Origin of the sequence: Nocardiopsis lambiniae (assembly GCF_031845465.1) — a bacterium.
GTDB lineage: Bacteria > Actinomycetota > Actinomycetes > Streptosporangiales > Streptosporangiaceae > Nocardiopsis > Nocardiopsis lambiniae.
In genome coordinates this window covers 1-25,138 of record NZ_JAVREP010000035.1, presented here as the reverse complement: position 1 = coordinate 25,138, position 25,138 = coordinate 1, and the positions used below count along the sequence as shown (strand labels likewise).

The 25,138-nt window shown below is 71.1% G+C and carries 22 protein-coding genes; 11 read left to right on the top strand and 11 right to left on the bottom strand.

The features are described from left to right. Positions 1-40: 40 nt before the first annotated feature. Positions 41-1,642 carry a glycerol-3-phosphate dehydrogenase/oxidase gene (locus RM479_RS27095; protein WP_311514525.1) on the bottom strand — a complete coding sequence of 534 codons (1,602 nt, stop codon included), beginning with the start codon at positions 1,640-1,642 and terminating at the stop codon, positions 41-43. Positions 1,643-2,107: 465 nt separating this feature from the next. Between RM479_RS27095 and RM479_RS27090 the strand changes: the two genes are divergently transcribed. Together RM479_RS27090 and RM479_RS27085 are read left to right on the top strand one after the other, a co-directional pair. Further along, entirely contained in the window at positions 2,108-2,974 is an 867-nt protein-coding gene (locus tag RM479_RS27090) for a helix-turn-helix domain-containing protein (protein ID WP_311514524.1), read from the top strand. Further along, positions 2,952-3,251 carry a DUF397 domain-containing protein gene (locus tag RM479_RS27085; RefSeq protein ID WP_311514523.1) on the top strand — a complete coding sequence of 100 codons (300 nt, stop codon included), beginning with the start codon at positions 2,952-2,954 and terminating at the stop codon, positions 3,249-3,251. Before RM479_RS27090 ends, RM479_RS27085 begins: the two co-directional genes overlap by 23 nt. 211 nt (positions 3,252-3,462) lie before the next feature. Here RM479_RS27085 and RM479_RS27080 read toward each other — a convergent pair whose 3' ends face one another. From RM479_RS27080 to RM479_RS27055, 6 genes are all read right to left on the bottom strand, one after another. Further along, a complete protein-coding gene (locus tag RM479_RS27080) occupies positions 3,463-4,215 on the bottom strand; it encodes an MIP/aquaporin family protein (RefSeq protein WP_311514522.1) in 753 nt (250 codons plus the stop codon). Positions 4,216-4,422: 207 nt separating this feature from the next. Beyond that, positions 4,423-5,919: a glycerol kinase GlpK gene (glpK, locus tag RM479_RS27075; RefSeq protein ID WP_274808515.1), complete on the bottom strand. Its 1,497-nt coding sequence runs from the start codon at positions 5,917-5,919 to the stop codon at positions 4,423-4,425. A 260-nt stretch (positions 5,920-6,179) separates the two neighbouring features. After that, positions 6,180-6,965: an IclR family transcriptional regulator gene (locus RM479_RS27070; protein ID WP_311514521.1), complete on the bottom strand. Its 786-nt coding sequence runs from the start codon at positions 6,963-6,965 to the stop codon at positions 6,180-6,182. 182 nt (positions 6,966-7,147) lie between these two features. Beyond that, positions 7,148-8,155, bottom strand: a complete 1,008-nt coding sequence (locus tag RM479_RS27065; RefSeq protein ID WP_311514520.1) for a threonine aldolase family protein — start codon at positions 8,153-8,155, stop codon at positions 7,148-7,150. A gap of 62 nt (positions 8,156-8,217) precedes the next feature. Next, positions 8,218-8,676: a MarR family winged helix-turn-helix transcriptional regulator gene (locus RM479_RS27060; protein ID WP_311514519.1), complete on the bottom strand. Its 459-nt coding sequence runs from the start codon at positions 8,674-8,676 to the stop codon at positions 8,218-8,220. A 2-nt stretch (positions 8,677-8,678) separates the two neighbouring features. Next, positions 8,679-9,311 carry a DJ-1/PfpI family protein gene (locus tag RM479_RS27055; protein WP_311514518.1) on the bottom strand — a complete coding sequence of 211 codons (633 nt, stop codon included), beginning with the start codon at positions 9,309-9,311 and terminating at the stop codon, positions 8,679-8,681. Between the two features lie 593 nt (positions 9,312-9,904). On the opposite strand from RM479_RS27055, the gene RM479_RS27050 reads away from it, so the two are divergent. Next, positions 9,905-11,281 carry a GntP family permease gene (locus tag RM479_RS27050; protein ID WP_311514517.1) on the top strand — a complete coding sequence of 459 codons (1,377 nt, stop codon included), beginning with the start codon at positions 9,905-9,907 and terminating at the stop codon, positions 11,279-11,281. A 20-nt stretch (positions 11,282-11,301) separates the two neighbouring features. On the opposite strand, the gene RM479_RS27045 is transcribed toward RM479_RS27050, so the two are convergent. Further along, positions 11,302-12,030 carry a FadR/GntR family transcriptional regulator gene (locus RM479_RS27045; RefSeq protein ID WP_274808509.1) on the bottom strand — a complete coding sequence of 243 codons (729 nt, stop codon included), beginning with the start codon at positions 12,028-12,030 and terminating at the stop codon, positions 11,302-11,304. Between the two features lie 110 nt (positions 12,031-12,140). On the opposite strand from RM479_RS27045, the gene RM479_RS27040 reads away from it, so the two are divergent. Together RM479_RS27040 and RM479_RS27035 are read left to right on the top strand one after the other, a co-directional pair. Then, complete coding sequence (locus RM479_RS27040; protein WP_311514516.1) at positions 12,141-12,659, top strand: gluconokinase; 519 nt, start codon at positions 12,141-12,143, stop codon at positions 12,657-12,659. A gap of 44 nt (positions 12,660-12,703) precedes the next feature. Then, a complete protein-coding gene (locus tag RM479_RS27035; RefSeq protein ID WP_311514515.1) occupies positions 12,704-14,419 on the top strand; it encodes a hypothetical protein in 1,716 nt (571 codons plus the stop codon). Between the two features lie 90 nt (positions 14,420-14,509). Here the strand turns inward: RM479_RS27035 and RM479_RS27030 are convergent, their stop codons facing one another. Then, positions 14,510-14,899, bottom strand: coding sequence for a hypothetical protein (locus RM479_RS27030; protein WP_311514514.1), 390 nt, complete (start codon positions 14,897-14,899; stop codon positions 14,510-14,512). Between the two features lie 369 nt (positions 14,900-15,268). Between RM479_RS27030 and RM479_RS27025 the strand changes: the two genes are divergently transcribed. From RM479_RS27025 to RM479_RS27005, 5 genes are all read left to right on the top strand, one after another. Next, positions 15,269-16,939: an ABC transporter substrate-binding protein gene (locus RM479_RS27025; protein ID WP_311514513.1), complete on the top strand. Its 1,671-nt coding sequence runs from the start codon at positions 15,269-15,271 to the stop codon at positions 16,937-16,939. 166 nt (positions 16,940-17,105) lie between these two features. Then, positions 17,106-18,110 (top strand): ABC transporter permease, encoded by a 1,005-nt coding sequence (locus RM479_RS27020; protein ID WP_311514512.1) that lies wholly within the window; start codon positions 17,106-17,108, stop codon positions 18,108-18,110. Then, on the top strand, positions 18,110-19,150 hold the full coding sequence (locus RM479_RS27015; RefSeq protein ID WP_311514511.1) for an ABC transporter permease: 1,041 nt from the start codon (positions 18,110-18,112) through the stop codon (positions 19,148-19,150). Before RM479_RS27020 ends, RM479_RS27015 begins: the two co-directional genes overlap by 1 nt. A 2-nt stretch (positions 19,151-19,152) precedes the next feature. Continuing rightward, complete coding sequence (locus tag RM479_RS27010) at positions 19,153-20,217, top strand: ABC transporter ATP-binding protein (protein WP_311514510.1); 1,065 nt, start codon at positions 19,153-19,155, stop codon at positions 20,215-20,217. Then, on the top strand, positions 20,214-21,314 hold the full coding sequence (locus RM479_RS27005) for an ABC transporter ATP-binding protein (protein WP_311514509.1): 1,101 nt from the start codon (positions 20,214-20,216) through the stop codon (positions 21,312-21,314). Before RM479_RS27010 ends, RM479_RS27005 begins: the two co-directional genes overlap by 4 nt. Before the next feature lie 50 nt (positions 21,315-21,364). Here RM479_RS27005 and RM479_RS27000 read toward each other — a convergent pair whose 3' ends face one another. Then, positions 21,365-22,444 (bottom strand): tetratricopeptide repeat protein, encoded by a 1,080-nt coding sequence (locus tag RM479_RS27000; RefSeq protein WP_311514508.1) that lies wholly within the window; start codon positions 22,442-22,444, stop codon positions 21,365-21,367. Next, complete coding sequence (locus RM479_RS26995) at positions 22,444-23,814, bottom strand: ATP-binding protein (protein ID WP_311514507.1); 1,371 nt, start codon at positions 23,812-23,814, stop codon at positions 22,444-22,446. Before RM479_RS26995 ends, RM479_RS27000 begins: the two co-directional genes overlap by 1 nt. Positions 23,815-24,352: 538 nt before the next feature. Here RM479_RS26995 and RM479_RS26990 point away from each other — a divergent pair. Next, positions 24,353-25,108, top strand: a complete 756-nt coding sequence (locus RM479_RS26990) for a hypothetical protein (RefSeq protein ID WP_311514506.1) — start codon at positions 24,353-24,355, stop codon at positions 25,106-25,108. Positions 25,109-25,138 lie beyond the last annotated feature (30 nt).

Sequence of the window (25,138 nt, the reverse complement as noted above, 5' to 3'; positions counted from 1 at the left end):
GTGCCGGACACCGGGTGTCCGGCACCGCGCGGCCGTGCGCTCAGTCCGCCAGGAGCCGCTGCGTCCGGGCGCGGACCTCCGGAGTCTCCAGCCCCCGCACCGTCACCGTGGTGCGGCGTCGCAGCACGTCGTCGACGGTGACCGCCCACTCCCGATCGCGGGCGAACACCACCTGGGCCCACACGTCCGGTCCGTCCGGGTGGATGCGCTCACCGAGTGCGGGGTCCTCACGGATCATCGCGGCGATGTCCATGGCCAGGCTCCCGTAGTGGGAGGCCAGGTGGCGGGCCACCCGAGGATCCAAACGGGCCCCCGGCTCGCGGTCGATGATGATCCGCTGGGCGACCGCGTCGGGGCTGGCCAGCCCCGGGAGCGGGACGGTCCGCAGCGGGTCGGCCATCTCCTCGGCCAGCGGTACCGAGCGGACCTTGCGCAGTTCGGCCAGGACCGTCCGGCCGATGTGCCGGTAGGTCGTCCACTTGCCGCCGGCCACCGACAGCATGCCGCCCCGGCCCTGCGTCACCACGGTCTCGCGCTTGGCCGAACTCGTGTCGCCCGGCCCGCCCGGCAGCACCCGCAGCCCGGCGAACGAGTAGTCGATGTGCGCGGCGTCCAGGTAGGGGGCGTCGATGCCCAGCTCCGCCTCGCCCAGGATCTGCTCCACGTCGGAGGGCAGCACGGACACCTCGGCCGGGTCCCCGGTGTACTCCTCGTCGGTGGTGCCGAGCAGCAGCCGGCCCTCCCACGGGATGGCGAACGACACCCGGTGCCGGTCCACGGGGATGGTCAGCGCGGCCCGCCAGGGCTCCGGGGTGCGCAGTACCAGGTGTGCGCCCTTGGACAGGCGCACGCTCGGCGCGGCGTCGGGGTCCTCCATGGCGCGCAGCCGGTCCACCCAGGGGCCGGTGGCGTTGAGGACCAGGCGCGCGTCGACGCCGAACTCCGTGCCGTCGGCCCGGTCGCGCAGTTCGGCCCCGGTGACCCGGCCGCGGACGCTGCGCAACCCCACGACCTCGGCGTGGTTGAGCACGACGGTCCCGGCGTCGACGGCGGCGCGCACGGTCATGATCGCCATGCGGCTGTCGTTCATCTGGTGATCGCCGTAGGCGGCGACCGACTTCAGGCCCTCGGTGCGCAGCCCCGGGGCCAGGCGCGCGGCCTGGACGGGGGAGAGCAGTCGACCCATGCCGTCCCCGAAGGCCGACAGCGCCGAGTACAGGAACACGCCCGCGCCCATCTTGGCGGCGCCGTGGGGGCCGCCCTCGTAGACGGGGACCAGGAACGGCAGCGGGTTGACCAGGTGCGGGGCCACGGTGGTGGCGAGGGAGCGGCGCTCGCGGTGGTTCTCGGCGACCAGCTTCAGGTTGCCGGTCTGGAGGTAGCGCAGTCCGCCGTGCACGAGCTTGGAGGAGGCGCTGGAGGTGGCCCCGGCGAAGTCCCCCGCGTCGACCATGGCGACCCGCAGCCCGGCCTGGGTCGCGGTCCACGCCACGGAGGTGCCGAGGATGCCGCCGCCGATGACGAGGAGGTCGAAGGTGCCGCGGGTGAGTTCCTCGCGGGTGCGCGCCCGGTCCGGGCGGCGCGGGTCGGTGTGCTCCGACGCCACGGAGGTGGTGTCGGGAGGTCCGGGGGTGATCGTCATGGCCGGGGACTCCGTCCGTTCGGAGGAATGGCTGTGCGACTGCCGGAACGGACTCCGCGTTCCGAACGTGTGTCGAACAGATCATACGACAATGCCGAACGCTGGTGAAGGCCAAGGGGGGATCTGCGCTGTTCGTCGGGCTCCTCGGGGGCCATCCATGGTGCTGGCATGGGCCGTCGTGACCGTTGGTGCCCACGGGGTTTCACAGTGCTTTTGGTGTGCGTCATTGTCGAACATCGACGGATGTGGGGCGTCCGGCGGCGCTCCGCGCGCGGGGTTCGGGGAGGCGGACCTCCCGGAGCGGGCCCGGAGCGCTGCGGGGGCGAGGGGGAGCGGCGGCGGAGCCTGGATTCCAGAAGCGCGAAAACGTCCATCTCGGTTTTCGTCGCGAGGTATGTGCCCGAACCTCGGATTCCTCGGATTGTCCCACTTGAGGGCCATCACCGGTCCTAGCATGAGGGCATCATGGCCACCAGGTACTCACCCACGATCCGTCGCCGACGCCTGTCCGTCGAGCTTCGCAGGATCCGGCTCACCGCCGGAAAGACCGGCGAGGAGGTCGCCCTCGCCGCCGGTCTGTCCAAGTCCACCTATTCCAACATCGAATCGGGGGTGAAGAAACGACCGAGGATCCGTGAGGTCCGAGCTGTCCTCGACGCCTGCGGGGTCCCCCCCGGCAAGGAGTACGACGAGATCCTCAACCTGTGCCGGCAGGCCCTCGACCGGGGCTGGTGGAGCCGCTACCGGGACGTGCTGGCCGGACGGTACGTCGGGTTCGAGACCGAGGCCCGCGTCATCAGCACCTGGCAGCCCCTCGTGCTGCCCGGACTGCTCCAGACCCGCGGATACATGCGGGTCACCGCCCAGTCCTGCCTGTCCGGGCCCCAGGACATCCGCCGCTTCACCGACGCGCGCCTGACCCGTCAACGGATCCTGGACGAGGAGGACCCCCCGCTCTTGTGGGCCGTCTTCGACGAGGGCGCCCTGCTGCGGTTGCGCGATCACCCCGAGGTCCTGGAGGAACAGGTCCGGCACATCGTGGAGATGGCCGCCCGACCCAACATCACCGTGCAGATGACGCTGGCCGACAGGCTCAACCCGGGTTCCGGCGGGCCCTTCGTGATCATGGACTTCCCCGACACCATCGACCCCACGGTGGTCTACCTGGAGACCGCCACCGACGGGATCTATCTGGAGGAGCCCGACGAGGTCGCCCGTTACCGCAACCTCGCCGAACACCTGCGCCTGGTCGCGCTGCGCCCCGGCGAGACCATCGACCATCTGCGAGAGAACCACCTGGAGGGGCGGAGTGTCCGATGCGGTCGACCCTGAACCGTCGTACCGGAAGTCCTCGCGCAGCCAGCCGAACCAGGGAGAGTGTGTGGAGGTCGCCGGGATCGCCGGCGGCCACGCGGTCCGGGACAGCGGACGCAGGGAGGGCCCGGTGCTCGTCTTCGGGACCTCCGCCTGGCACGCCCTCCTCACCGTTCTGAGGAGGGGATCGCGCGCCCCTCGCCCCCGGATCGGTGTACCGCGTCGGCCGGTTCCGGCGTCGTGCCGGCCGACGGCCGGTGAACGCGGTCGATGCGACGGGGGCCTCATCCGATGAGGGGAAGGGCAGAGGGTCGGACGACGGTGGGGGACCGCCGCACCGATGGGAGGGATCGCCCACGCGGCCAAGGGGGAGGGACCACGCCCCGCCGCGGCGACGACTTCCGCGGGATCGGCCGGGCGACACCGCCGGGACGACGTCCGTCGGGTTCGCCCCGGACCGGGGCGGCGGATCCGATCCGCCGCCCCGCGGGAGAGCGCGGCGGGGGTTATCCGCCGAAACCGGTCAGCTTCCAGATCCAGGCACCCATGACACCGCCCACGAGCGGGGCCACCACGGGGATCCAGGCGTAACCCCAGTCCGAGGAGCCCTTGCCCGGGATGGGCAGCACCGCGTGCGCCAGCCGCGGGCCCAGGTCACGGGCCGGGTTGATGGCGTACCCGGTCGGGCCGCCCAGGGACAGGCCGATGCCCAGCACCAGCAGACCCACCAGCAGCGGTGCGATACCGGTGGAGAACAGCGCCGACAGGTCGGCGTCGCCCTGCGTCACGTGTCCGGAGTTGGCGCCGATGCCCAGCACGCCCAGGACCAGCATCGCGGTGCCCACGACCTCGGTGACGATGTTGGCGATCGGGTTGCGCACAGCGGGGGAGGTGCTGAACACGGCGAGCTTGGCCCCCGGGTCGTCGGTCTCCTTCCAGTGCGCGAAGTAGACCAGGTACACCAGCACGGCGCCGACGAACGCGCCGGCCAGCTGAGCCGCCATGTAGCCCGGGACCAGACCCCAGTCGAACTCGCCGATGGAGGCCAGGCCCAGCGTCACGGCCGGGTTGATGTGCGCGCCGCTGACGGTGCCGACCGTGTAGACGGCGACGGCGACCGCCATGCCCCAGCCGAGGGTGACGACGATCCAGCCCCCGCCGAGGGCCTTGGACTTGGAGAGGGAGACACCGGCGACGACACCGCCGCCGAGGAGGATGAGTATCGCCGTACCGACGAACTCCGCGAGATAAACCGTCATGATGACCTCCGCCCGCGTGGGGCAGTCGGGTCACGGGGGTCGGTTCCGCCCGGGGGCACGGGCATAATCGGACACACCCGTCACAGGGAATGGGATGGGGTGGGGCCGCCCGGCAAGGCGGCCTCGGCCGCGCCCAGGGGCCGTGAGGTTCGCAGCCGATGCCCCTGGGTCGCGGTCGTCATGGGGTGGACGGGGGTGCCGCCCGGATCACTTCTCGTCGTGCTCCACCCAGTCGAGCGTGCGCTTCACGGCCTTGTTCCAGTTGTGGTACTCCCGCTCGCGCACGGCGGGCTCCATCTCGGGGGTCCACTCGGCGGCCTTGTGCCAGTTGGCGCGCAGCGTCTCCACGTCGGGCCAGTAGCCCACGGCCAGACCGGCGGCGTAGGCGGCGCCCAGGCAGGTGGTCTCGGCGACCATCGGGCGCACCACCTCGGCGTCCAGCACATCGGACAGGATCTGCATGAGCAGGTTGTCCGCGGTCATGCCGCCGTCCACCTTCAGGGAGGTCAGTTCGATCTTGGAGTCGGCGTTCATGGCGTCGACCACCTCGCGGGTCTGCCAGGCGGTCGCCTCCAGGACGGCGCGGGCGATGTGCCCCTTGTTGACGTAGCCGGTCAGACCGGTGATGACGCCTCGGGCGTCGCTGCGCCAGTGCGGCGCGAACAGACCGGAGAAGGCGGGCACGAAGTAGCAGCCGCCGTTGTCCTCCACCGTGCGGGCGAGCGTCTCGATCTCCGGCGCGGTGGAGATCAGGCCCAGGTTGTCGCGCAGCCACTGCACGAGCGAACCGGTGACCGCGATGGACCCCTCCAGGGCGTAGACGGCGGGTTCGTCGCCGAGCTTGTAGCCGAGGGTGGTGAGCAGGCCGTTCTCCGAGGTCACCGGCTCGGTTCCGGTGTTCATCACCAGGAAGGTGCCGGTGCCGTAGGTGCCCTTGACGTCGCCCGGGTCGAAGCAGGTCTGACCGAACAGGGCCGCGTGCTGATCGCCCAGGGAGGAGGCGACCGGGGTGCCCGCGAGGTGGCCGCGGGCCTCACCGTAGACCTCCGAGGAGGACCGGATCTCCGGCAGCACGTTGGCCGGGACGCCCATGGCGTCGAGGATCTCGGGGTCCCACTCCAGGGTGGACAGGTTCATCAGCATGGTGCGGCTGGCGTTGGTCACGTCCGTGACGTGACGTCCGGTCAGCTTCCAGATGATCCAGGTGTCCATGGTGCCGAAGAGCACCTCGCCGCGTTCGGCGCGTTCGCGCAGGCCGTCGACGTTGTCCAGCAGCCAGCGGAGCTTGGGGCCGGAGAAGTAGGTGGCCAGCGGCAGGCCGGAGGCGGCGCGGAACCGGTCCTGTCCCCCGTCCGCGGCGAGCTCGCGGACGAGGTCGTCGGTGCGGGTGTCCTGCCAGACGATGGCGTTGTGGACCGGCTCTCCGGTCTCCTTGTCCCAGACGACCGTGGTCTCGCGTTGGTTGGTGATGCCGATGGCGGCGATCTGGTCGGGCGTGATGTCGCTTTTCTCCAGGGCGTTCTTGACGACGACCTCGACGTTGGTCCAGATCTCTGCGGCGTCGTGCTCGACCCAGCCGGGTCGAGGGAAGATCTGCCGGTGCTCGCGCTGATCGACCGAGACGATACGGCCGTCCCGGTCGAAGAGGATGCAGCGACTCGATGTGGTGCCCTGGTCGATCGCGGCGACGTACTGCTGACTCATCGGATGCTCTCGCCTTCAGTGGAGGGCTCGGGAACGGGAACGGACACGCGCTGACAACGGGCTATACCCGCACGTTGTACGACATTGACGTATGAGTAGGCGCTAGTTTCATCCGCGTTTCCCACCCATGTCAAGACGGCGTGACGCAATCGTGTCGCGTGGGTCACGTACCCCCGCGGTCGCCGCGGCAACACGCCGGGGCATGGCGAGACCACCGCGCCGGAGTACCGGGGCGGTGGATGCGCGGGGATCGCGCGGGATCAGTACGGGGTGGCGCCCAACTCCCGGGATATGGCCCTGGCCGCGTCGCGCACGTAGGAGACCTGCTCCATGTCGGGCCGCCCGTCGGCGCCGCGCAGGCGCTCGACCGCGCCGCGCACCCCGATCGCCCCGACCGTCGTGCCCCGTCGGTCGCGGATGGGGGCGGCGATGGACACCTCGCCGTCCACCAGCTCCTCGACCTCCCACGCCCAACCGTTGTCGCGGACCTCCTCCAACTGCTTCTCCAACTCGCCCGGGGAGGTGATGGTGTACCGGGTGAAGGAGGGCAGGACGATGGGGCCGTCCTCGACGCTCGGGTCCTCCACCGGAGTGACCAGCGGGTCGAAGGCCATGAGGACCTTGCCGAGCGCGGTGGCGTGAAGGGGCAGCAGTGTGCCCACGTCCAGGGTCTGCTGGGAGGCGTCCGGGCGGAACACGTGGTGCACCACGAGTACCTGGCCCTGATGCGGGGTGCCGATCCGCACGCTCTCACCGCTGCGCGAGGCCAGACTGTCCGCCCAGTTCAGTGCCCGGGTGCGCAGCTCGTTGCCGTCGAGATAACGGGTGCCCAGACTGAGCATCCCCCCGCCCAGGCGGTAACGGGCGGACTCGGGGTCCTGCTCGACGAAGCCCACGTGCTGCAGGGTGCGCAGGATGCCCAGGACGGTGCCCTTGGGCAGTTCCAGGGAACGGGAGATCTCCGCCAGACTCAGCCCGCGTGCGCCACCTGCCAGGAGTCGCAGGATGGCGGCCGCGCGTTCGATCGACTGGATTCTTCCCGGCATGGGGGTGCTACCACTCTCTATACGACAATGTCATACGCGAATGTTACTACGCGATGTGACGCCCACCACGGTGCGAGTATCGTCAGGCCGAGCAGGGGTGGCTCGACGGGTCGGATCAGTGTAGTCGCCGGGGTGTACGGGGCCCGTGCGCGGACGGCGGGCACGGGCGGGCCGTCCATCGTTCAGAGTTCGGTGGCCGCCTTGGCGATCGCCGTCGCCGCCTCCTCGACATCACGGTCGGTGATCTCCAGGTGCACCACCAGCCGGATCGTCCCCTCCCCGATGGCCAGGGCGCGCACCCCGTGGCGGGCGAACGCCTCGGCGTACGGGGTGGCCCGGCCCTCCGGGGTCGCCACCAGGACCATGTTCGTCCTCGCTCGCGCGCTCAGGCCGTGCACCCGGTCGATCCGCTCCGCCAGGGTCGCCGCCCGTGCGTGGTCCTCCACCATCCGCTCACGGTGCTCGCGCAGCGCGTACAGGGCACCGGCGGCGATGATGCCCGCCTGGCGCATCCCCGCGCCGAGCAGTTTGCGGGCCCGCCGGGCCCGGGCGACGGTGGCGGCGTCACCGGCCAGGGCCGAGCCCACGGGGGCGCCGAGCCCCTTGGAGAAGCACACCGACACCGAGTCGAACCCCTCGGCGACCTCGGCGGGGGAGACCTCCAGGGCCGCGGCGGCGTTCCACAGCCGGGCCCCGTCCAGGTGGGCGCGCAGCCCGTGCCGGTGCGCGAAGTCGGTCACCCGGCGCTGCTCCGCCAGGGGGACCACCCGTCCGGTGAAGGTGTTCTCCAACCACACCAGCGCCGGTTCGGCCCGGTGGACGTCGCCGCGACCGGAGATCCACCGTTCCAACAGCGCCTCGGAGGGAACGTCGCCGTCGGAGTACAGCCGCGGCAGGGCCCGGGCCAGCACCGCCGTGGCGCCCTGCTCGTCCCCGATGAGGTGGTGGTGCTCGTGCGCCCACACCTCGTCACCGCTGCGGGTGGACACGTACAGGCCCAGCTGGTTGGCCATGTGTCCGGAGGTCACGTAGAGGGCGGCCTCCTTGCCGAGCAGCGCGGCGGTCTCCTCCTCCAGGGCGCGCACCGTGGGGTCCTCGCCGAACACGTCGTCACCGACCTCCGCCTCGGCCATCGCCCGGCGCATGGCGTCGGTGGGTCGGGTGACGGTGTCCGAGCGCAGATCGATCATGGGGCTTCCTCGCGTGGGGTGGGTGGGCTCCGTGCTCGACGATACTGCGCACCCCATCGGGCTCAGCCTCGGGATTCGATCCTCTCCAGGGCCTTCGTCAACAGGCGGAGGTGGGCCAGGGACTCCGCGAGGCCCTCCTCCCCGAGTTCGTCGACCAGGGTCCGGGCGAACCGGCGATGACCGGGGTCGATCGCGCGCAGGGCCGCCAGCCCCTCCTCGGTGGGCGCCAGCAGTTTGGCCCTGGTGTGAGCCGGGTTGGGCCGGTACTCGGCCGACCCCTGGGCGACCAACACGTCCGCGATGCGCTGGACGCTCTGCCGGGTGCTGCCGAGCCCACGGGCGATGGTCGACACCGGCAGCGGTTCGTCGATGACCGCGCCGAGCACCTGCCAGCGCGCGGCCGTCAGGCCCGCCGCTCCGGCCAGTTCCTCGGCCACCGAAAGGAAGAGGCCGTTGAGCCGAAAGACGGTGAGGGCGGCCCCGGTGAGCATGTCGGCGCTGGGATCGTCGGGCCGCGTCATGCTCAGGCCCCTTCCATGAGCGAGAAGTAGGCGCCGGCGTCGTGCTGGGCGTGCAGGCGGTACCAGGCGTCCAGGGTCCGGGGGGTGAACAGGTCCAGGGCGGCGAAGATCTCGCGGGCGAACTCGATCGGGGCGGTGGGTCCCGCGGTGATGAGGCCGTCGTCGGTGACCGCGAGGGAGTTGCGGTAGCGGTCGGTGCCCGCGTACCCCGTGGCCAGCAGGTACTCGGGGGCCGCGCTGGTGTGGTCGCGGTAGTCGAGCAGACCCTCGCGGGCGAGCCCGGCGGTGGCCCCGCAGATCGCCGCCACGGGGACCCCCGCGTCGAGGAAGATCCCGGCGGCGGAGGCGAAGGGGGTCATGGACTCGGGGTCCATGTCCCAGTCGCTCGCGCCGGGGAGGATCAGCATCGCGCTGGTGGACGGCTTGAGCTGGTGCAGCGCGAGGTCGGGCAGAACGGTGAGGCCGCCCATGGTGGTCACGGGGGAGCCGGTCGGACCGACGGCCAGTACCTCGTAGCGACCGGGGGATCGCTGCCACTCGCCGCTGCGGATGGTGGAGACGGCATGGCCGATCTCCCAGTCGGCGAGCCCGTCGTAGACGGCGAGGTGGATGGTCTGCGTGCTCTCATCGTTCATGACAACATCCTGTCATCTTGACAGCATGCTGTCAAGAGTGTGGAGCGAACGGGACTGAATGCGCGTCGACGTGCCGAAAGGCGCCATCTCGTAATCTTCGGGCGATACGTCCCGAGGGCGTGTCGGCGCTTGAAGGGCATAGTGAACCATCCGAGCCCTCTTCTGCTTTTCCGGGCGGTGGGGAAAATCGGATAAACCCTGATCCCAAATTGAGGACCTTGGCTTCATCGCAGGTCAGGTCGGGTTCGGTCGGCGCTTCGTCGTTCTGTTCGGAAGCGCTCCGTTCGGCCTTCGGAAGCGTTCCCGGATTTCCGGGTGCGGGAGATCCGGGCGAATGCGAGCGGAATGCGACCGGGGTGGGGGGCGGAGTCGGGAGAGGTTTCCCGTGTCGTAGATCACATCAGGGTGGGAACGCCCGTGTCGCCGGGGGTGGGAGTGGCCCAGGTCTCGCCCGGGTCACAGGGGTCGGCGCCGTGGTTCACAGATGCTCACAAATGGTATTACCATTTCGTCCACTCGGTCCGAGACCGGGTCGAGGTCGTGTCCTCCGACGACCCCGTCGCACCCTCGTCCGTCCACCGGAAGGCTCCGTTGTGGAGAACTTCACGCCCGTCTACGGCACGGGTCCCCTCCTCGGGATCGCGGCCGGGGCCATCGCCCTGCTGCTGTTCCTGATCATCCGCCTGAGACTGCACGCGTTCATCGCCCTGGTCCTGGTCAGCGTGCTGACCGCGATCGCGGCGGGCATCCCCCTCTCCGGGATCATGCCGACCCTCCTCAGCGGGTTCGGCGGCACACTCGCCAACGTCGCGCTCCTGGTCGGCCTCGGCGTGATGCTCGGCCGCATGTTGGAGGTCACCGGCGGCGCCGCCGTACTGGCCGGCTCGCTCATCAAGGCCTTCGGTGAGAAGCGGGCGCCGCTCGCCCTGGGTGTGACCTCGCTGCTCTTCGGCTTCCCGCTGTTCTTCGACGTCGGCCTCGTCGTCATGCTGCCGATCGTCTTCAGCGTCGCCCGCCGGGTCGGCGGCTCGGTGCTCACCTACACCCTGCCCACGGCCGGCGCCTTCGCGGTCATGCACGCCTTCGTGCCCCCGCACCCCGGGCCGGTCACCGCCGCCGTCGAGATCGGCGCGGACATGGGACTGGTCCTGCTCATCGGCCTCCTCGTGGCCATCCCCACCTGGTACCTGGCCAGCTACCTGTTCGGTCTGTGGGTGGGCGGGCGCATCGAGATCCCCGTGCCCGACGACGTCCTGTCCGACGGCACCGTCGTCCACGAGAACCCGCCGCGCCTGGGCACCGTCGTCGGCCTGCTGCTCCTGCCGATGCTCCTGATCTTCTCCAACACCGGCGTCAGCACCCTCGTCGCCACCGGGGCCGCGCCCGAGGAGGCCCTGTGGGTGCAGGCCGCCGTGCTCGTCGGCCAGACGCCGATCGCCCTGCTCGTGACGGTGCTGGTGGCCATGGTCGTGCTGAGCCGGGGCCGGTTCACGCGCCAGGGTCTGGAGAAGCTCGTCGGCGAGGCCCTCGGGCCGGTCTGCGGCATCATCCTCATCACCGGCGCGGGCGGCATGTTCGGCATGGTGCTGCGCACCAGCGGCATCGGGGACGCGCTCGCCGCGAGCCTGGAGTCCACCGGAATGCCGGTCATCCTGGCCGCGTTCGTGATCGCGCTGGCGCTGCGGGTCGCCCAGGGTTCGGCCACCGTGGCCATCACGACGGCCGCCGGGCTCATCGCCCCGGCCGTCCACGCCACCTCCGGACTGTCGTCGATCGACCTGGCCCTGATCGTCGTCGCCATCGCCTCCGGCGCCACCGCCCTGTCGCACGTCAACGACTCCGGATTCTGGCTGGTGGGCCGGTTCCTGGGCATGGACGTCAAGACCACGCTGAAGACCTGGACGGTGATGGAGACCCTCATCGGCTTCATCGGGTTCGGCCTGGCGTTCGGTCTCAGCCTGGTGCTGTAGCGCGCGGGGGACGGCCCGGCTCAGACGGGGACGTCGTCCTCGTCGGACTTGGTCGGGTCGTCCTCCAAGGCCTCGACGACCTCGGTGACGATGGCGCGCATCCCCGCCTCGGCCACGTCGGGCAGCCCGTCGCGGATGGCCTGGGCGACCGCCTTGTGCAGCCGCAGCGCCTCCGGGCGCGGGTGGCGGGGCATGAGATCGTAGGAGGTGCGCCCGACGAGGACCTCCGACACCACCTGGGACAGGCCCACGAGCATCTCGTTGCCCGACAGCTCCAGGATGCGGCGGTGGAAGGCGATGTCGAGTTCGAGGAAGGTCTCCAGGTCGCCGGCGCGTCCGGCACGGGCCATCTCGTCGGCCACGATCACCAGGCGGGACCGCTCCGCGGCGGGACCCCGCACGGCGGCCAGGGCTGCCGCGCCGGGTTCGACGGCGGACCGGAGTTCGTTGAGGGAACGCAGCTGCTCCATGCGGCCGGAACCGGCCAGCCGCCAGCGGATCAGCTGCGGGTCGAAGATGTTCCAGTCCCGCAGGGGGCGCACCCGGATCCCCGTCCGGGGCCTGCTGATCACCAGCCGCATCGACTCCAGCACCCGCACCGCCTCCCGGGCCACGGTCCGGGAGACGCCGAAGTCCTCCTCCAGTCCCTGAAGGGTGAACGTGTGCCCGGTGGCGTACTCGCCCGCGGCGATGGCGGGCCCGAGGACCGCCAGCACCCGGTTGTGCAGTGTGCGGTGATCAGTGGCCATCGTTCTCCCTGTTTCGGCCGGGGGTCAGGCTGAAGCCTAGCCGGATTGATTGATATCACTATTGGTGGTGGTGCCTGCGGTCGCGCAGGCCCCCACGACACGGAGAAACCATGCACTTTGTCTTCATGGGCGTCTCGGGCAGTGGCAAGACCACCGTCGCCGAGCGTGTGGCGCACGAACTCGAACTCCCCTTCGCCGAGGCGGACGTCTTCCATCCCCGGGCCAACATCGAGAAGATGGCGGCGGGTGTCCCGCTGACCGACGAGGACCGGTGGCCCTGGCTGCGCCGACTCTCGGAGTGGGTCGCCGCGCACGAGGCCCTGGGCGAGTCCACGGTGATGGCCTGCTCCGCGCTCAAGCGCTCCTATCGGGACGTGCTGCGCGAAGGTGCGCCGGGAGTGCACTTCCTGCACATGCACGGGCCGTCCGAGGTCATCTGGAAGCGGATCGCCGCGCGGACCGACCACTTCATGCCGCCCGCGCTGCTGCGCTCCCAGTTGGAGACCCTGCAACCACTGGACCCGGACGAGGCGGGACGCGAGTTCGACGTGCGCCTGGACGCGGACGCCCTCACCCGGGAGTCGCTGGCCTGGGTCGAGGCGGCGTTGGCCGCGGCGGACGCCATCTGACCTGCCATCTTGCGCGGGGGATGGCGGCACGGGACCCTTTCGTCATGCAAGATTCCGTTTCGTCCCCCGCGACCTCTCCTGTGCGGCCCCCGCTGGACGTGCGGCAGACGTGTGTCCTGATGTTCGTCGCCGCCCCTGTGTACGGCCTGCTGGGCTACCTGACCTGGTCGTTGTTCGCGGCCGACGTGCCCGAGGGGGTGGTGGGCGACCTGTGGATCCTCCTCGCCCTCACGATCCTGGCGGGCGCCGCCTCGGCCGCTCTGGCGGTGCCGGTCCGTCGCGGTGACCACACCCTGTGGCGCGTGTCCCAGGCGATCGCCCTGTGCGCGCTCGGCGTCGCCCTGTTCGCGCTGTACATCTCCTCGAAGCTCGCGGTGACGCCGCTGCTCGTGGGGGCACTGCTCGCGGCGGTCACGGCCATCATGATCAACATCGCCCTGTGGAGCACCGAGGTCCGCCGTTGGTGCGTCGGGGCACCGAAGACCTCCACCGCACCCCGCCCCGCAACGGTCCCCGTTCGGACCACCGCCCCCGCGGTCGAGCCCGGTTCCTCGACCGCCGAGGTCACCTCCGCCGCCTGGAGCAGTGGCCCCGAGTCGGACACCCCGGTCGGTCCCGCGTCCTCCGTGAAGGAAGCCGTCTCCGGAACCTCCGCCGACGTGTCCGAGTCCTCCGCCGAGGTCACCTCCGCCGCCTGGAGCGGGGCCCCCGACGCGGACGCGCCCGTCCCCTTCGTCCCGGACCCGAAAGACGAGGGCACCACGGGGTTCGTGTGGAACGTGGACCCGGTCGAGGACGTCGCGCCCTCCACGGTCGCCGGGCCCCCCGCCACGGAGGAGAAGCCCGAGGAGGCGGGGTTCGTGTGGAACATGGACCCGGTCGAAGGGATCGACGCGTCCTCGGGCACCGAGCCCGACGACGCCGTTCTCGCCGCCGCCGTCGTCGCCGAACCGACGGAATCCTCCGAGAGGGACGCCACCGGAGGTTCCGAGGCCGCCGCGTCCCCCGTCGGCATTGCCACGGGCGATGCTGCCGAGGAGAATGCGACCTCAGAGGCCACTGTGATCATTGATGAGCCTGTGACGTCCGGTGCCGATGGTGCCACCGAGACGGACACCTTCGTCGAGAAGCCGTCCGCCGCCGACAACGCCACCGACCTCACCGGCGCCCCCGGGCCCGCTGAGGAGCCCGCACCGGTCGAGGCGCCCTCCGCTCACGCGGCCGGCTCCGCCGGCGAGGCGGCCGATGAGTCCCGGACGACCGGCACCGACGCCTCCGCCGAGGAGCCGTCCGAGAACGAGGCCGCTTCCGCCGACGCGGCCGAGGACGTGACCGGTGGGAGCACCGGGCCCGCTGTCGCGGACGAGCGCCCCGAAGACGGTGCCCCGGGCACCGCCGAGGCGGCCGATGAGTCCCGGACGACCGGCATCGACGGGGCAGCGAAGGCCGCTGCCCCCGCTGAAGGAGGCGCGTCCCCCGAGGCTTCCCGCACGGCTGACGTGGCGCCGGAAGCCGGCGCGAAGGAGGGGGCCGAGTCCGTCGGGGACGAGGTGGCCTCCGCGGTCGCCGACGCTCCGACCGGGCCCGACGCCTCCGTCGAGGAGGCCGGGGCCGCGAAGGCCACGGCCCCCGCGACCGCCGGTGACGTGGACGAGGGGTCCGCGACGAGTGGGGCCGCCACCCCCGAGCCGGCGAGTGACTCGGACGGGTCCGATGGTCCGGCCGGGTCCGAGGCCGAACCCTCGGCGAGGAAGAAGTAGAAGCCGACGTCCATGACCGAGGGGCCGACGATGTCGGCCCCTCGGTGCGTTCGGGTGATGGGCCGGAGCGGATGGAGCGCCCCGGGGATGTCAGTCCTCGCCGTCGGCGAGGGAGTGCAGACGCGCCAGGTGGTCGCCGTCGTCGTCGCCGTGGCGTTCCACGTAGGCGTCGCGTGCCTCGTCGGCGATGTCGGTGCTCTCGTCCTCGAACCCGTAGTCGACGAGGTCGTCGAGCAGGTCGATGGCCCGGTGCAGCGCGTCGTCGTCATCGGGCGCCTCCTCGGGGAGGTGCTGCACGATGGCGGCGAAAAGGAGCGCGCGGGCCTCGTCCACGGCGCTCTCCGAGCCGGCGGCGGCCGTCAACCGGATCCGTGTGATGGGGTCGTCGTCAGCGGCCAACATGAGCTGTTCGGCCAGCCAGGCGCTGTCCTGGCCTTCGAGGAACGCGGTCAGCGCCGCGTCGTCAAGGGGAGTGGTCACCCCGAGATCATAGGCCCGGGGCGAGGCCCCCCGATCCCGGCGACCGAGGGCCCGAGAAGGACAAAAAGATCATTCATCCCATGATCCAATATTACGTCTCGTTATTTTTCTCGAAACATCGAAAAAGATGGCGGGCGTGTTGCCTCGTGCCTCCCCTGCGCCTCCACACGCCCCTTCGGATACGCGGGTATCGGACTTTCGGTCCTCGTTGAACAGCACGGTCAACAAAACGTGCCTATGGATCACGCCACAGATCTGAAACGGTTGTATTAATACCCGGACGTCTATCTTCCCAGTTGGTGGGAGCCGGGACTAGGGTCCACTCAATCGACCCCCGGGCACATCAGCCCACCCCCCACAGAGGTGGACATGTTCACGAAGACTTCCAGGAAACCGCTGGCCCTGCTGGCCTCAGCGGCCTCCGTCGCGCTGTTGGCCACAGCGTGCGCGGAGAGCGAGCGCGACCCCGACGCCGACACTTCGGCACCGTTCGTATTCGGTTCCGCCGGCGACATCAAATCCCTCGACCCGTTCCTCGCGAGCGATGGCGAGACCTTCCGCTACAGCCGCCAGGTCTTCGAAACCCTCCTCGAACACGAATCCGGCGGCAGCGACATCGTCGGCGGCCTGGCCGAGGACTGGGAGCAGTCCGAAGACGGCACCGTGTGGACCTTCCACCTGCGCGACGGCGTCACCTTCCACGACGGCGACGCCATGAACGCCGAGGCCGTCTGCGCCAACTTCGACCGCTGGCACAACCTCAGCGGTCCGTGGCAGAGCTCCAACAACTCCTATTACTGGCAGGCCATCTTCGGCGGCTTCGCCGACAACGAGGACGAGGGCCTGCCCGACTCCCGGTTCGTCTCCTGTGAGGCCACCGACGAGCTCACCTCCGTCATCACCATCTCGCAGTACTCCTCCATCTTCCCGGGCGGCTTCAGCCTCGCCGCGTTCGGCATCATGAGCCCCACCACCCTGGAGGCCATCGCCGACGCCGAGATCACCGGTGAGGAGGGCGACTACAGCCTGCCCGAGTACACCAGCGTCCCGGGCACGGTCGCCGGCACCGGCCCCTTCACCGTCGGCGAGTGGAACCGGGACCAGGCCGAGATCACCCTCGACCGCTTCGACGACTACTGGGGCGACCCCGCCGGCTTCGACACCCTGATCCTGCGGGCCATCCCCGACGAGACCGCCCGTCGCCAGGCGCTGGAGGCCGGCGACATCCACGGTTACGACCTGGTCGCCCCCGCGGACGTCGAGCCCCTCGTCGAGGCCGGTTTCCAGGTCCCGACCCGTGACGTGTTCAACGTCCTCTACCTCGCCTTCCAGCAGGAGACCAACGAGGATCTGGGCGACATCGAGGTCCGCCAGGCCCTCGCCCACGCGGTCAACCGCCAGCGCATCGTCGACACCATCCTCCCGGCCGGCGGCGAGGTGGCCACGCAGTTCCACCCCGACACCCTCGACGGCTGGTCGGAGAACGTGACCACCTACGACTACGACCCCGACCGCGCCCGGGAACTGCTGGCCGATGCCGACCAGGAGGACCTGACCCTCGACTTCTGCTACCCGACCGAGGTCACCCGCCCCTACATGCCCGCTCCGCGTGACATCTTCGACGTCATCACCGCGGACCTGGAGGACGTCGGCATCACCGTCGAGGCCAAGTCCTACGAGTGGACCGAGTACATCGGCCGGACCAACAGCGGTGAGTGCTCGCTGTACCTGCTGGGCTGGACCGGCGACTACAACGACGCCTACAACTTCCTCGGCACCTGGTTCTCCGTGAAGAACGACGCCTGGGGCATGGACGAGCCCGAGCTGTTCGAGGCCATGGCCGACGCCAGCGGCAACCCGGACGCCGAGGAGCGCATCGAGGCCTACAAGGGCCTGAACGAGCAGATCATGGAGGTCCTTCCGGGTCTGCCGATCTCCAGCTCCCCGCCCTCCATCGCGTTCGCCCCGAACGTCAACCCCCCGAACGTCAGCCCGCTGACCCAGGAGAACTTCGCCGAGGGCTCCTGGCAGGAGGACTAGGCACCCACCGACCCCGTCCCCCGGGGCCCGGGAACCCCCCTCCCGCACCGCGGGAGGGGGAGGGCCCGGCCGATCCGTCCCCCGGTCGGCCGGGCCCCGACGATGTCACCCCCCGCCCCACCCCCGCGGGGAACCATCCCCACTCCACTGGCGAAAGGCGGCGAAGGTGCTGCGATTCCTCGTCAGGCGTACCCTCCAACTGATCCCGACCCTCGGCGGTCTGTCGATCCTGTTGTTCATCTGGCTCCAACGCCTACCCGGCGGGCCGGAGTACGCCCTCCTCCCCGACGACGCGACCGCCGAACAGCGAGCCCAACTGCGGCGCTCCCTCGGGCTGGACGAACCCCTCACGGTCCAGTACGTGGCGTTCCTGCGCAACATCCTCCAGGGCGACCTGGGCACCTCCATCCAGACCGGACGCCCGGTCGTGGAGGAGTTCTTCACCCGCTTCCCGGCCACGTTCGAACTGGCGATCACCGCGATGCTCATGGCGATCGTCGTGGGCATCCCCCTCGGTTACCTCGCCGCCCGCCGACGCGGCGGTGTCCTGGACTTCGCCGCCGTCGGCGGCTCCCTTCTCGGCATCTGCACGCCGGTGTTCTTCCTCGCCTTCATCCTCAAGGTGATCTTCGCCGAGCGCCTGGGCCTGTTCCCGTCGGCCTTCCGGCTCTCCCCGGGACTGAACCGCACCGACCTGAGCGGCTTCGTCGTCCTCGACGGCCTGCGCACCGGTGAACTCGACGTCGTGTGGGACGCCCTGATGCACCTGGCGCTCCCCGGCCTGGCCCTGGCCTCCATCCCCCTCGCCGTCATCGTCCGCATGACGCGCGCCAGCGTCCTGGAGGTCCTCGAAGAGGACTACGTGCGCACCGCCGACGCCAAGGGCCTGCACCGCCGGACCGTGCGCGGCCGACACGTGCTGCGCAACGCGATGCTGCCGGTCGTCACCGCCATCGGCCTGCTCACCGGAAGCCTGTTCGCGGGCGCGGTCCTCACCGAGAGCGTGTTCGCGTTCCCCGGCGTCGGCTCGTTCGTGTACGGGGCCACCCAGACCCGTGACTACCCGGTCCTCACCGGGTTCATCCTGCTCATCGCCACCATGTACGTGTTCATCAACCTGCTGGTGGACATCTCCTACAGCCTCCTCGACCCGAGAGTGCGGGCCCAGTGATGCCGACGACACCGAGTGCGCACAACCCGGAGGGGTCACCCGCCCGGGACGCCGAGTCCGCCGGCACGGGCGGCACCGCCCTGCTGGGCCGCAAGGCCGCCAAGATCGACCGGCTCGCCGAACTCATGGGCCCGCGCCACGAGGGGACCCACGGCGCCGGCATCTGGCGCACCGCGTTCTCCCGGCTGCGCCGCAGCCCCATGGCGATCACCGGCGCGATCATCGTCGCCGGATTCGTCGTCGTCGCCCTGTTCGCCCCGCTCCTCGCCCCCTACGCCCCCACCGCGCAGACCTGGGGCGACGAGGTCTTCCCCAACCAGAACATCTTCGTGGGCCCGCGCGCCGAGAACTGGCTGGGCCTGGACAACCTGGGCCGCGACCAGTTCTCCCGCATGGTCATCGGGGCCCGCCAGACCCTCCTGGTCGGTGTCGTGGCCACCCTCGTCGGCTTCGGCGTGGGCGCCCTGCTCGGCGGCACCGCCGGTGCCGCGGCCACCCTCGGCGGTCGTTGGGGCCGGATGATCGACAACGCCATCATGCGCGTCATCGACATGATGCTGGCGCTGCCCACCCTGCTGCTCGCCGTCACCGTCGCGGCCCTGATCGGCCCCAGCCTCACCACGGTCATGCTCGCCGTCGGCATCGCCCAGGTGCCGATCTTCGCCCGCCTGCTGCGCGGCGCGATGATCTCCCAGGGCAACCGCGACTACGTCCTCGCCGCCCGGGCGCTGGGGGTCCGCAAGCACAAGATCGCCCTCACGCACATCCTGCCCAACTCCCTGGGGCCGGTGATCGTGCAGTCCACCCTCACCCTGGCCACCGCCATCATCGACGCGGCAGCCCTGTCCTACCTGGGCCTGGGCAACCCCGATCCCTCCTTCCCCGAGTGGGGGACGATGCTCGCCGACGCGCAACGGTTCCTCTCCAGCGCGCCCCAGCTGGCCGTCTACCCGGCCCTGGCCATCATCGTCACCGCCCTGGGCTTCACCCTGCTCGGTGAGGCGATGCGCGAGGCCCTCGACCCGAAGCTGAGGAAATGACCATGGGTTCCAGCACACCGCTGCTCGCGGTCGAAGAACTGTCCGTCGTGTTCGGCGGACGCGGCTCCGACGAGGTCCGGGCCGTGGACGGGGTCTCGTTCACCCTCGAAGAGGGCAAGGTCACCGGCCTGGTCGGGGAGTCCGGCTGCGGTAAGAGCGTCACCTCCCTGGCCCTCATGGGCCTGCTCCCCCCACGCGGGGTGCGGGTGGGCGGCTCCGCCGTCCTGAACCTGCCCGAGGGCGAGGTCGACCTGCTGAAGCTGTCGCCCAAGCGGATGCGCGACCTGCGCGGATCCCGGCTGGCGATGATCTTCCAGGATCCGCTCAGTTCCCTGAACCCGGTGGTCCCCATCGGCCGCCAGGTCACCGAGATCCTCAACCGCCACCGGGGCATGCGGGGATCGGCCGCGGAGAAGGAGGCCGCCGACCTGCTCCAACGGGTGGGCATCCCCGATCCCGAACGGCGCCTCAAGGAGTACCCGCACCAGCTCTCCGGCGGCATGCGCCAACGCGCCCTCATCGCGATGGCGGTGGCCTGTCGTCCCCGGGTGATGATCGCCGACGAACCCACCACCGCCCTCGACGTGACCATCCAGGCGCAGATCCTCGAACTCCTCAAGGACCTGGTGACCGAGGAGGGCACCGCGCTGCTCATGATCACCCACGACCTCGGCGTGGTGGCCGGGCTGTGCGACGACATCAACGTCCTGTACGCGGGGCGCGCGGTGGAGACCGCTCCGCGCGCCCCGCTGTTCGCCGACCCCACCCACCCCTACACGGTCGGGCTGCTCGGGTCGATCCCTCGGCTCGACGCGCCCCGAGGGCAACCGCTCACCCCGATCCGCGGGTCGGTCAACGACAACATCGCCTGGCACGACGGGTGCGCGTTCGCGCCCCGCTGCGACCACTACACCCTGGAATGCCTGGAGGGGCCGCCCGCCCTGGTCCACACGGACGACGGCGTTCACGCGTACCGGTGCGTCAACCCCGTCCGGCACGCCGACGTGGCGGACCGGGCCGTTCTGGAGAGCCCGTCCGTGGTGGGCGACGAGGAGGAGTCGGCATGAGCCTGTTGTGGATCGAGGACCTCAAGGTCCACTTCCCGATCAGACGGGGCGTCGTGTTCGACCGCACCGTCGGCCACGTCTACGCGGTGGACGGGGTGAGCCTGAGCATCGAACGCGGCACCACCTACGGCCTCGTGGGGGAGTCCGGCTGCGGCAAGACCACCCTGGGCCGGGCGGTGCTGCGCCTGGTCGACATCACCTCCGGCGCGGTCGTCCACGAGGGCCGCGACCTGGCCTCGCTGAGCGACGAGGAGATGCGACGGGAGCGCCGCAACCTCCAGATGGTCTTCCAGGACCCGTTGGGCAGCCTCAACCCCCGGCAGAACATCGGTTCCATCCTCATGGAGGGCTTGCAGACCCACGGCATCGGCGGCCCCACCGACGAGGAGGCCGCCTCGATGAGCGGGCGGGAGCGCCGGGCGGCGGTCCTCGCCGACCGGCGGCGGCGGGTGACCGGGGCGTTGGAGCGGGTCGGGCTGTCCGCCAAGGCGCTCACCCGCTACCCGCACGAGTTCTCCGGCGGCCAGCGCCAGCGCATCGGGATCGCCCGCGCCCTGGTCCTGGAACCCGACCTCATCATCTGCGACGAACCCGTCTCGGCACTGGACGTGTCCATCCAGGCGCAGGTGCTCAACCTGCTGGAGGAACTCCAGGGGGAACTGGGGCTGACCTACCTCGTCATCGCCCACGACCTGGCGGTGGTCCGCCACGTCAGCGACACGGTGGGCGTCATGTACCTGGGGGCGCTGGTGGAGGAGGCGCCCAGCGACATGCTCTACGAGACGCCGCTGCACCCCTACACCCGGTCGCTGATGTCGGCGGTCCCGGTACCGGACCCGGAGGTGGAGGACACCCGCGAGCGCATCCTCCTGGCCGGGGACCTGCCCTCGCCGGCGAATCCGCCGACCGGCTGCCGGTTCCACACCCGGTGCCCGTGGCGGCAGGAGGAGCTCTGCGACACCGACCGCCCCGAGCTGCGGCCGATCAACGGCGACGGGCACCGGGTGGCCTGCCATCACGCCGAGCGGATCCTGGCCGGGGAGATCCACCCGAGCGAGGAGCGCGCCGCCCGCATCGTGCACGGCGCGGCGGGCTGACCCGCGCCGGTGGCGGGCGGGAAGAGCGCGCCCGCCACCGGTCTTCCGTCTCAGGGCCTCGAAGCCCGCTCCCTGGCCTCCATGCCCGCCATGAGCCGATTCCGGTGGTGCCGCTGCCACAACAGCCCTCCGACGAACAGCGCGATCGCCGTCAGACTCCAGGGCGGGGGCGGCAGGGCCGCGACGAACACGCAGGACGGCGACACGGCCGTGCCCACCGCCCACCCGACGAACCCGGGCTGTCGGCTCAGGTGCCGACGCATGGCCGACGACAGCGTCGCGATGCGCGCCGCCGACCACAGGGCCGGCGCGGCGAACACCAGGACACCGAGGACGAACACCGTGGCCGACAGGCCCCCGGTGTGGAAGACGTTCCCCCAGAGCACGGCGGGCAGGAGGGTCACCCCGGCGCACAGGTTCGCCAGGAGGGAGAGCCGGAGGGCGCCCGTGTACACGAGTCGGGGGATGTCCGCCTGTCCCGGGTCCAGGGCCAGCACCTGCTCGCCGCGCCGCCCGGCCCGGCGCATCCGACCGCGGTGGGCGTCGATGACGGCCAGCCCCCGGATCGCCTGATCCTCCTGCGGGTCCAGCGACAGCGCGGTGCGGAAGGCCTCCTCGGCGCTGTGCGCCGCCCCGATCCGGAGGAACACGTAACCGGCCATGGAGTGCGTCCACGGGTCGAGCCCGTTCAACCCCCGCGCGGTCCGGGCGGCCAGGGCCGCGTTGCGGCTCCACTCCGTGAGGGCGGGATGCCCCGCACGATGGATCTCCGCCATGGCGCGCCCGGCCAGCAGGTGATGGGAGGCGACCTGTGGTTCCGCCCGCAGGAGTTCGTTGGCGATCTCCAGCGCCTCTTCCGGCCGGCCCACCCGGGACAGGGCGGTGGACGTCATCGTCAACAGCCCCGTCGACCGGTTGCCCAGCCCCAGGGCACGGGACAGCGCGGCCAGGGCCTCCTCGTTCTCATCCAGATGAAGGTGACAGCGGCCCTTGAGGGCCCAGGACAGGTCCGACCCCGGGTCCCGGCCCAGCTCCTCCTCCACGGCCTCCAGGGCCTGCCGGGGGCGGTTCGCCTCCAACAGACCCATGGCCCGTCGCAGCGGCGCGGGCGGGGTGCCGGCGTCGGACATCACCGTCTCCCGAACCGGCGGCGCCTGCCGAGGTACTCGGCCAGTTCCCGGTAGTCGTCGTCGTGGCCGGCGAACTCCACCGCCGTACGGGCGCTCTCGAACCAGTCACCGGTGGAGGGGCGTACCTCCGTCAGGGCGTGTTCGACATCGGGCTGCCCGATGGGGCGGACCCGGCCCAGCCGGGCCGAGGCGAGCAGCGCCCGCTCGGCGGCGCTGTCGCACAGGTGGGACAGGTCGGCCCCGGACAATCCCTCCGTGCGGCGGGCCACCCCGGCGATGTCCACGCCCTCCACGGGGCGGTCGCGCAGCCCCGACGCGAGGATCGCGACCCGGGCGGCCTCGTCGGGCGGCGGCACGAACAGCATGCGGTCCAACCGGCCGGGTCGGCGCAGCGCCGGGTCGATGTCCCACGGGTGGTTGGTGGCGGCGAGCAGGAACACGCCCTCGTTGTCCCCGACCACCGAGTCGAGCTCGGTGAGCAGCTGGGTGACGACGTTGCGCATGTGCGGGCCGACCTTCGTGCGACGGCCGCCCAGCGCGTCGAGTTCGTCCAGGAAGAGCACGCAGGGGCTGTACTCGCGGGCACGCCGGAACAGCGCGTGGATGTTGCGCTCGCTGTTGCCCATCCACCGGTCGAGGATGTCGGCCAGCGAGACGGTGAGGAAGTCGGCGCCCATCTCCCCGGCCACCCCCCGGGCCAGGAAGGTCTTGCCGCAGCCGGGCGGGCCGTAGAGCAACAGGCCGCCGCGCAGACTCTTGCCGAACGCCTCGCGCAGCTCGGCGTTGCGCAGGGGCGCGAGGAACGCGGCCTCCAGCCTCTCCTTGACGCCGTGCATCCCGGCGACGTCATCGAGGGTGATGTCGGAGGAGGTGAAGCCGTAGTCCTCGGGGCGCATGGGTCCGGCGTCGTCGTGCCCGTCGCGCGACCTGGGGAACTCGTCCCGCGACGGGGTCCCACCGGGACGTCCGGGCCCGTCGCCCCCCGACGCCGCGTCCGGGGTCCCGTCCCCCGTCGTTCCGGGGGCGGGCGCGGGCGGAACGTCATGCGGGCCCGACGGCGTGCGCGGCGCGGGCGGGGACACCGGTGCCCCGGCTGCCGGGCGGTCCTGAGGGGGTGTCCCCGTGGCCGCCCCCGCGGGGGAGTCCGGGCTCGCCGGTGCGGGCGCCCCCAGGGCGCGGGCCATCAGCGCGCCCGCCGTCGGCGAGGAGGGGTCCTGCTGGAGGGCGACCGCCACGTGGGAGATCGCCGTCGGCCGGTCGCCCGCCTCCAGCAGCAGTTCCGCCAGGTGCAGCCGCAACACCGGGTCGTCGGGTGAGGCGGTCACGGCCGCGTTCATGCTGGCGACCAGTCGGGGGTCGGGGGCGGACATCACCACTCCTCGAAGGATCGTCGGGGGTACGGGGGCCACGATGTGGCGCGGTCCGGAGTGTAGCGGCCGACACCGTCCCCTCCCGAGGGGAGCGTCGGGCATGACGACCGTCATGGCGTGGACCCCCGCGTCTCCCATGACAGCGGTGACCACTCGGTCGCGTCCGGCAGCGGGAGCCTGGGCGGCAACACCATCGCGGCCTTCACCGACACCGGGGCGGTCGTCGTGATGCCGGACCGCCTGACCCCGGACGCGGTCACCCTGGGCGCGGTCGCCTGGGCGGCCACCGGCGGGCGGACGCTCCGAGCCCTGCGCCGCAAGGCTTCCCGGGCCTTGCGCCCCCGTGAGGCGATGAACGGGGACGACCGAAAAAGTTTCGGCGCACTCGTATGGTGCGACTTTGTGACCTGCGCAAAGAGGTTTCCAACAGCGCAAAAAGCTATATTTGGCATGTTCTGCATCTCCGGTATACCCGCTTACCGGAGGACCTCCATGTCCTCAGGAGCGACTCGTGTCCCCCGAATATCGCGTAGGTGCCTTGAGCACCCGCATCATCGCCGCCTCCGTGCTCACCGCCGGACTCGCGCTAGGAGCCGCGGCGCCCGCCTTCGCGGCCCTGCCCTTCGCCCCTCCCGGCGACAACGGCACCGTGAAGATCCACTCCCCGGAGACCCCGGAAGAGGACGACCGCAACGAGCCCAAGGTCTGCGAGTTCCAGATCGTCGGCTCCGGGTTCGACCCGGCCCAGGAGGTGACCTGGCAGATCCTCACCCAGGGCGGCTCCCCCTCCTCCCGTGAACTCGTCCTGGAGGGCGAACTCGACCTGGACGGGGAAGGCACCGGCAGCACGGACCTGCTCAGGATCGACAACGGTCACTACCGCCTGGAGTGGACCTTCGAGGGCCAGAAGGGCAACGCCGCCAAGCACAAGGTGTTCAAGGTCGTCTGCGAGGAGACCGAGGAGCCGGAGCCCACCCCCGAGCCCTCCACCCCGCCCACCGGTGAGCCCACCGAGGAGCCCACCGGTGAGCCCACGGCACCTCCCGAGACCGAGGAGCCGACCGTGCCGCCCACGGACGACCCCTCCGCCCCGGAGACCGAGGAGCCGACCGTTCCGGCCACCCCCACCTCCCCCGAGGGTGAGAAGCCGGGCGAGTCCCCGGCCCCCTCCGAGAACGAGCCGAGCCTGGCCCTGACCGGTTCGGCCATCGCCGGCCTCGTCGCGGCCGGCCTCGCCGCCGCCGGTGGCGGCGGAGCCGCCCTCTACTTCAGCCGCAAGCGCAAGGCCGAGTAGGGGTCCGTTCCCGAGGGGTGGGGCCCGCCC

What these genes read in the sequence shown, in the direction of transcription:
- RM479_RS27095 (WP_311514525.1), bottom strand. Translation starts at nt 1,642, where the DNA reads ATGACGATCACCCCCGGACCTCCCGACACCACCTCCGTGGCGTCGGAG.
- RM479_RS27090 (WP_311514524.1), top strand. Translation starts at nt 2,108, where the DNA reads ATGGCCACCAGGTACTCACCCACGATCCGTCGCCGACGCCTGTCCGTC.
- RM479_RS27080 (WP_311514522.1), bottom strand. Translation starts at nt 4,215, where the DNA reads ATGACGGTTTATCTCGCGGAGTTCGTCGGTACGGCGATACTCATCCTC.
- glpK (WP_274808515.1), bottom strand. Translation starts at nt 5,919, where the DNA reads ATGAGTCAGCAGTACGTCGCCGCGATCGACCAGGGCACCACATCGAGT.
- RM479_RS27070 (WP_311514521.1), bottom strand. Translation starts at nt 6,965, where the DNA reads ATGCCGGGAAGAATCCAGTCGATCGAACGCGCGGCCGCCATCCTGCGA.
- RM479_RS27065 (WP_311514520.1), bottom strand. Translation starts at nt 8,155, where the DNA reads ATGATCGATCTGCGCTCGGACACCGTCACCCGACCCACCGACGCCATG.
- RM479_RS27060 (WP_311514519.1), bottom strand. Translation starts at nt 8,676, where the DNA reads ATGACGCGGCCCGACGATCCCAGCGCCGACATGCTCACCGGGGCCGCC.
- RM479_RS27055 (WP_311514518.1), bottom strand. Translation starts at nt 9,311, where the DNA reads ATGAACGATGAGAGCACGCAGACCATCCACCTCGCCGTCTACGACGGG.
- RM479_RS27045 (WP_274808509.1), bottom strand. Translation starts at nt 12,030, where the DNA reads ATGGCCACTGATCACCGCACACTGCACAACCGGGTGCTGGCGGTCCTC.
- RM479_RS27040 (WP_311514516.1), top strand. Translation starts at nt 12,141, where the DNA reads ATGCACTTTGTCTTCATGGGCGTCTCGGGCAGTGGCAAGACCACCGTC.
- RM479_RS27035 (WP_311514515.1), top strand. Translation starts at nt 12,704, where the DNA reads ATGCAAGATTCCGTTTCGTCCCCCGCGACCTCTCCTGTGCGGCCCCCG.
- RM479_RS27025 (WP_311514513.1), top strand. Translation starts at nt 15,269, where the DNA reads ATGTTCACGAAGACTTCCAGGAAACCGCTGGCCCTGCTGGCCTCAGCG.
- RM479_RS27015 (WP_311514511.1), top strand. Translation starts at nt 18,110, where the DNA reads ATGCCGACGACACCGAGTGCGCACAACCCGGAGGGGTCACCCGCCCGG.
- RM479_RS27010 (WP_311514510.1), top strand. Translation starts at nt 19,153, where the DNA reads ATGGGTTCCAGCACACCGCTGCTCGCGGTCGAAGAACTGTCCGTCGTG.
- RM479_RS27005 (WP_311514509.1), top strand. Translation starts at nt 20,214, where the DNA reads ATGAGCCTGTTGTGGATCGAGGACCTCAAGGTCCACTTCCCGATCAGA.
- RM479_RS27000 (WP_311514508.1), bottom strand. Translation starts at nt 22,444, where the DNA reads ATGTCCGACGCCGGCACCCCGCCCGCGCCGCTGCGACGGGCCATGGGT.
- RM479_RS26995 (WP_311514507.1), bottom strand. Translation starts at nt 23,814, where the DNA reads ATGTCCGCCCCCGACCCCCGACTGGTCGCCAGCATGAACGCGGCCGTG.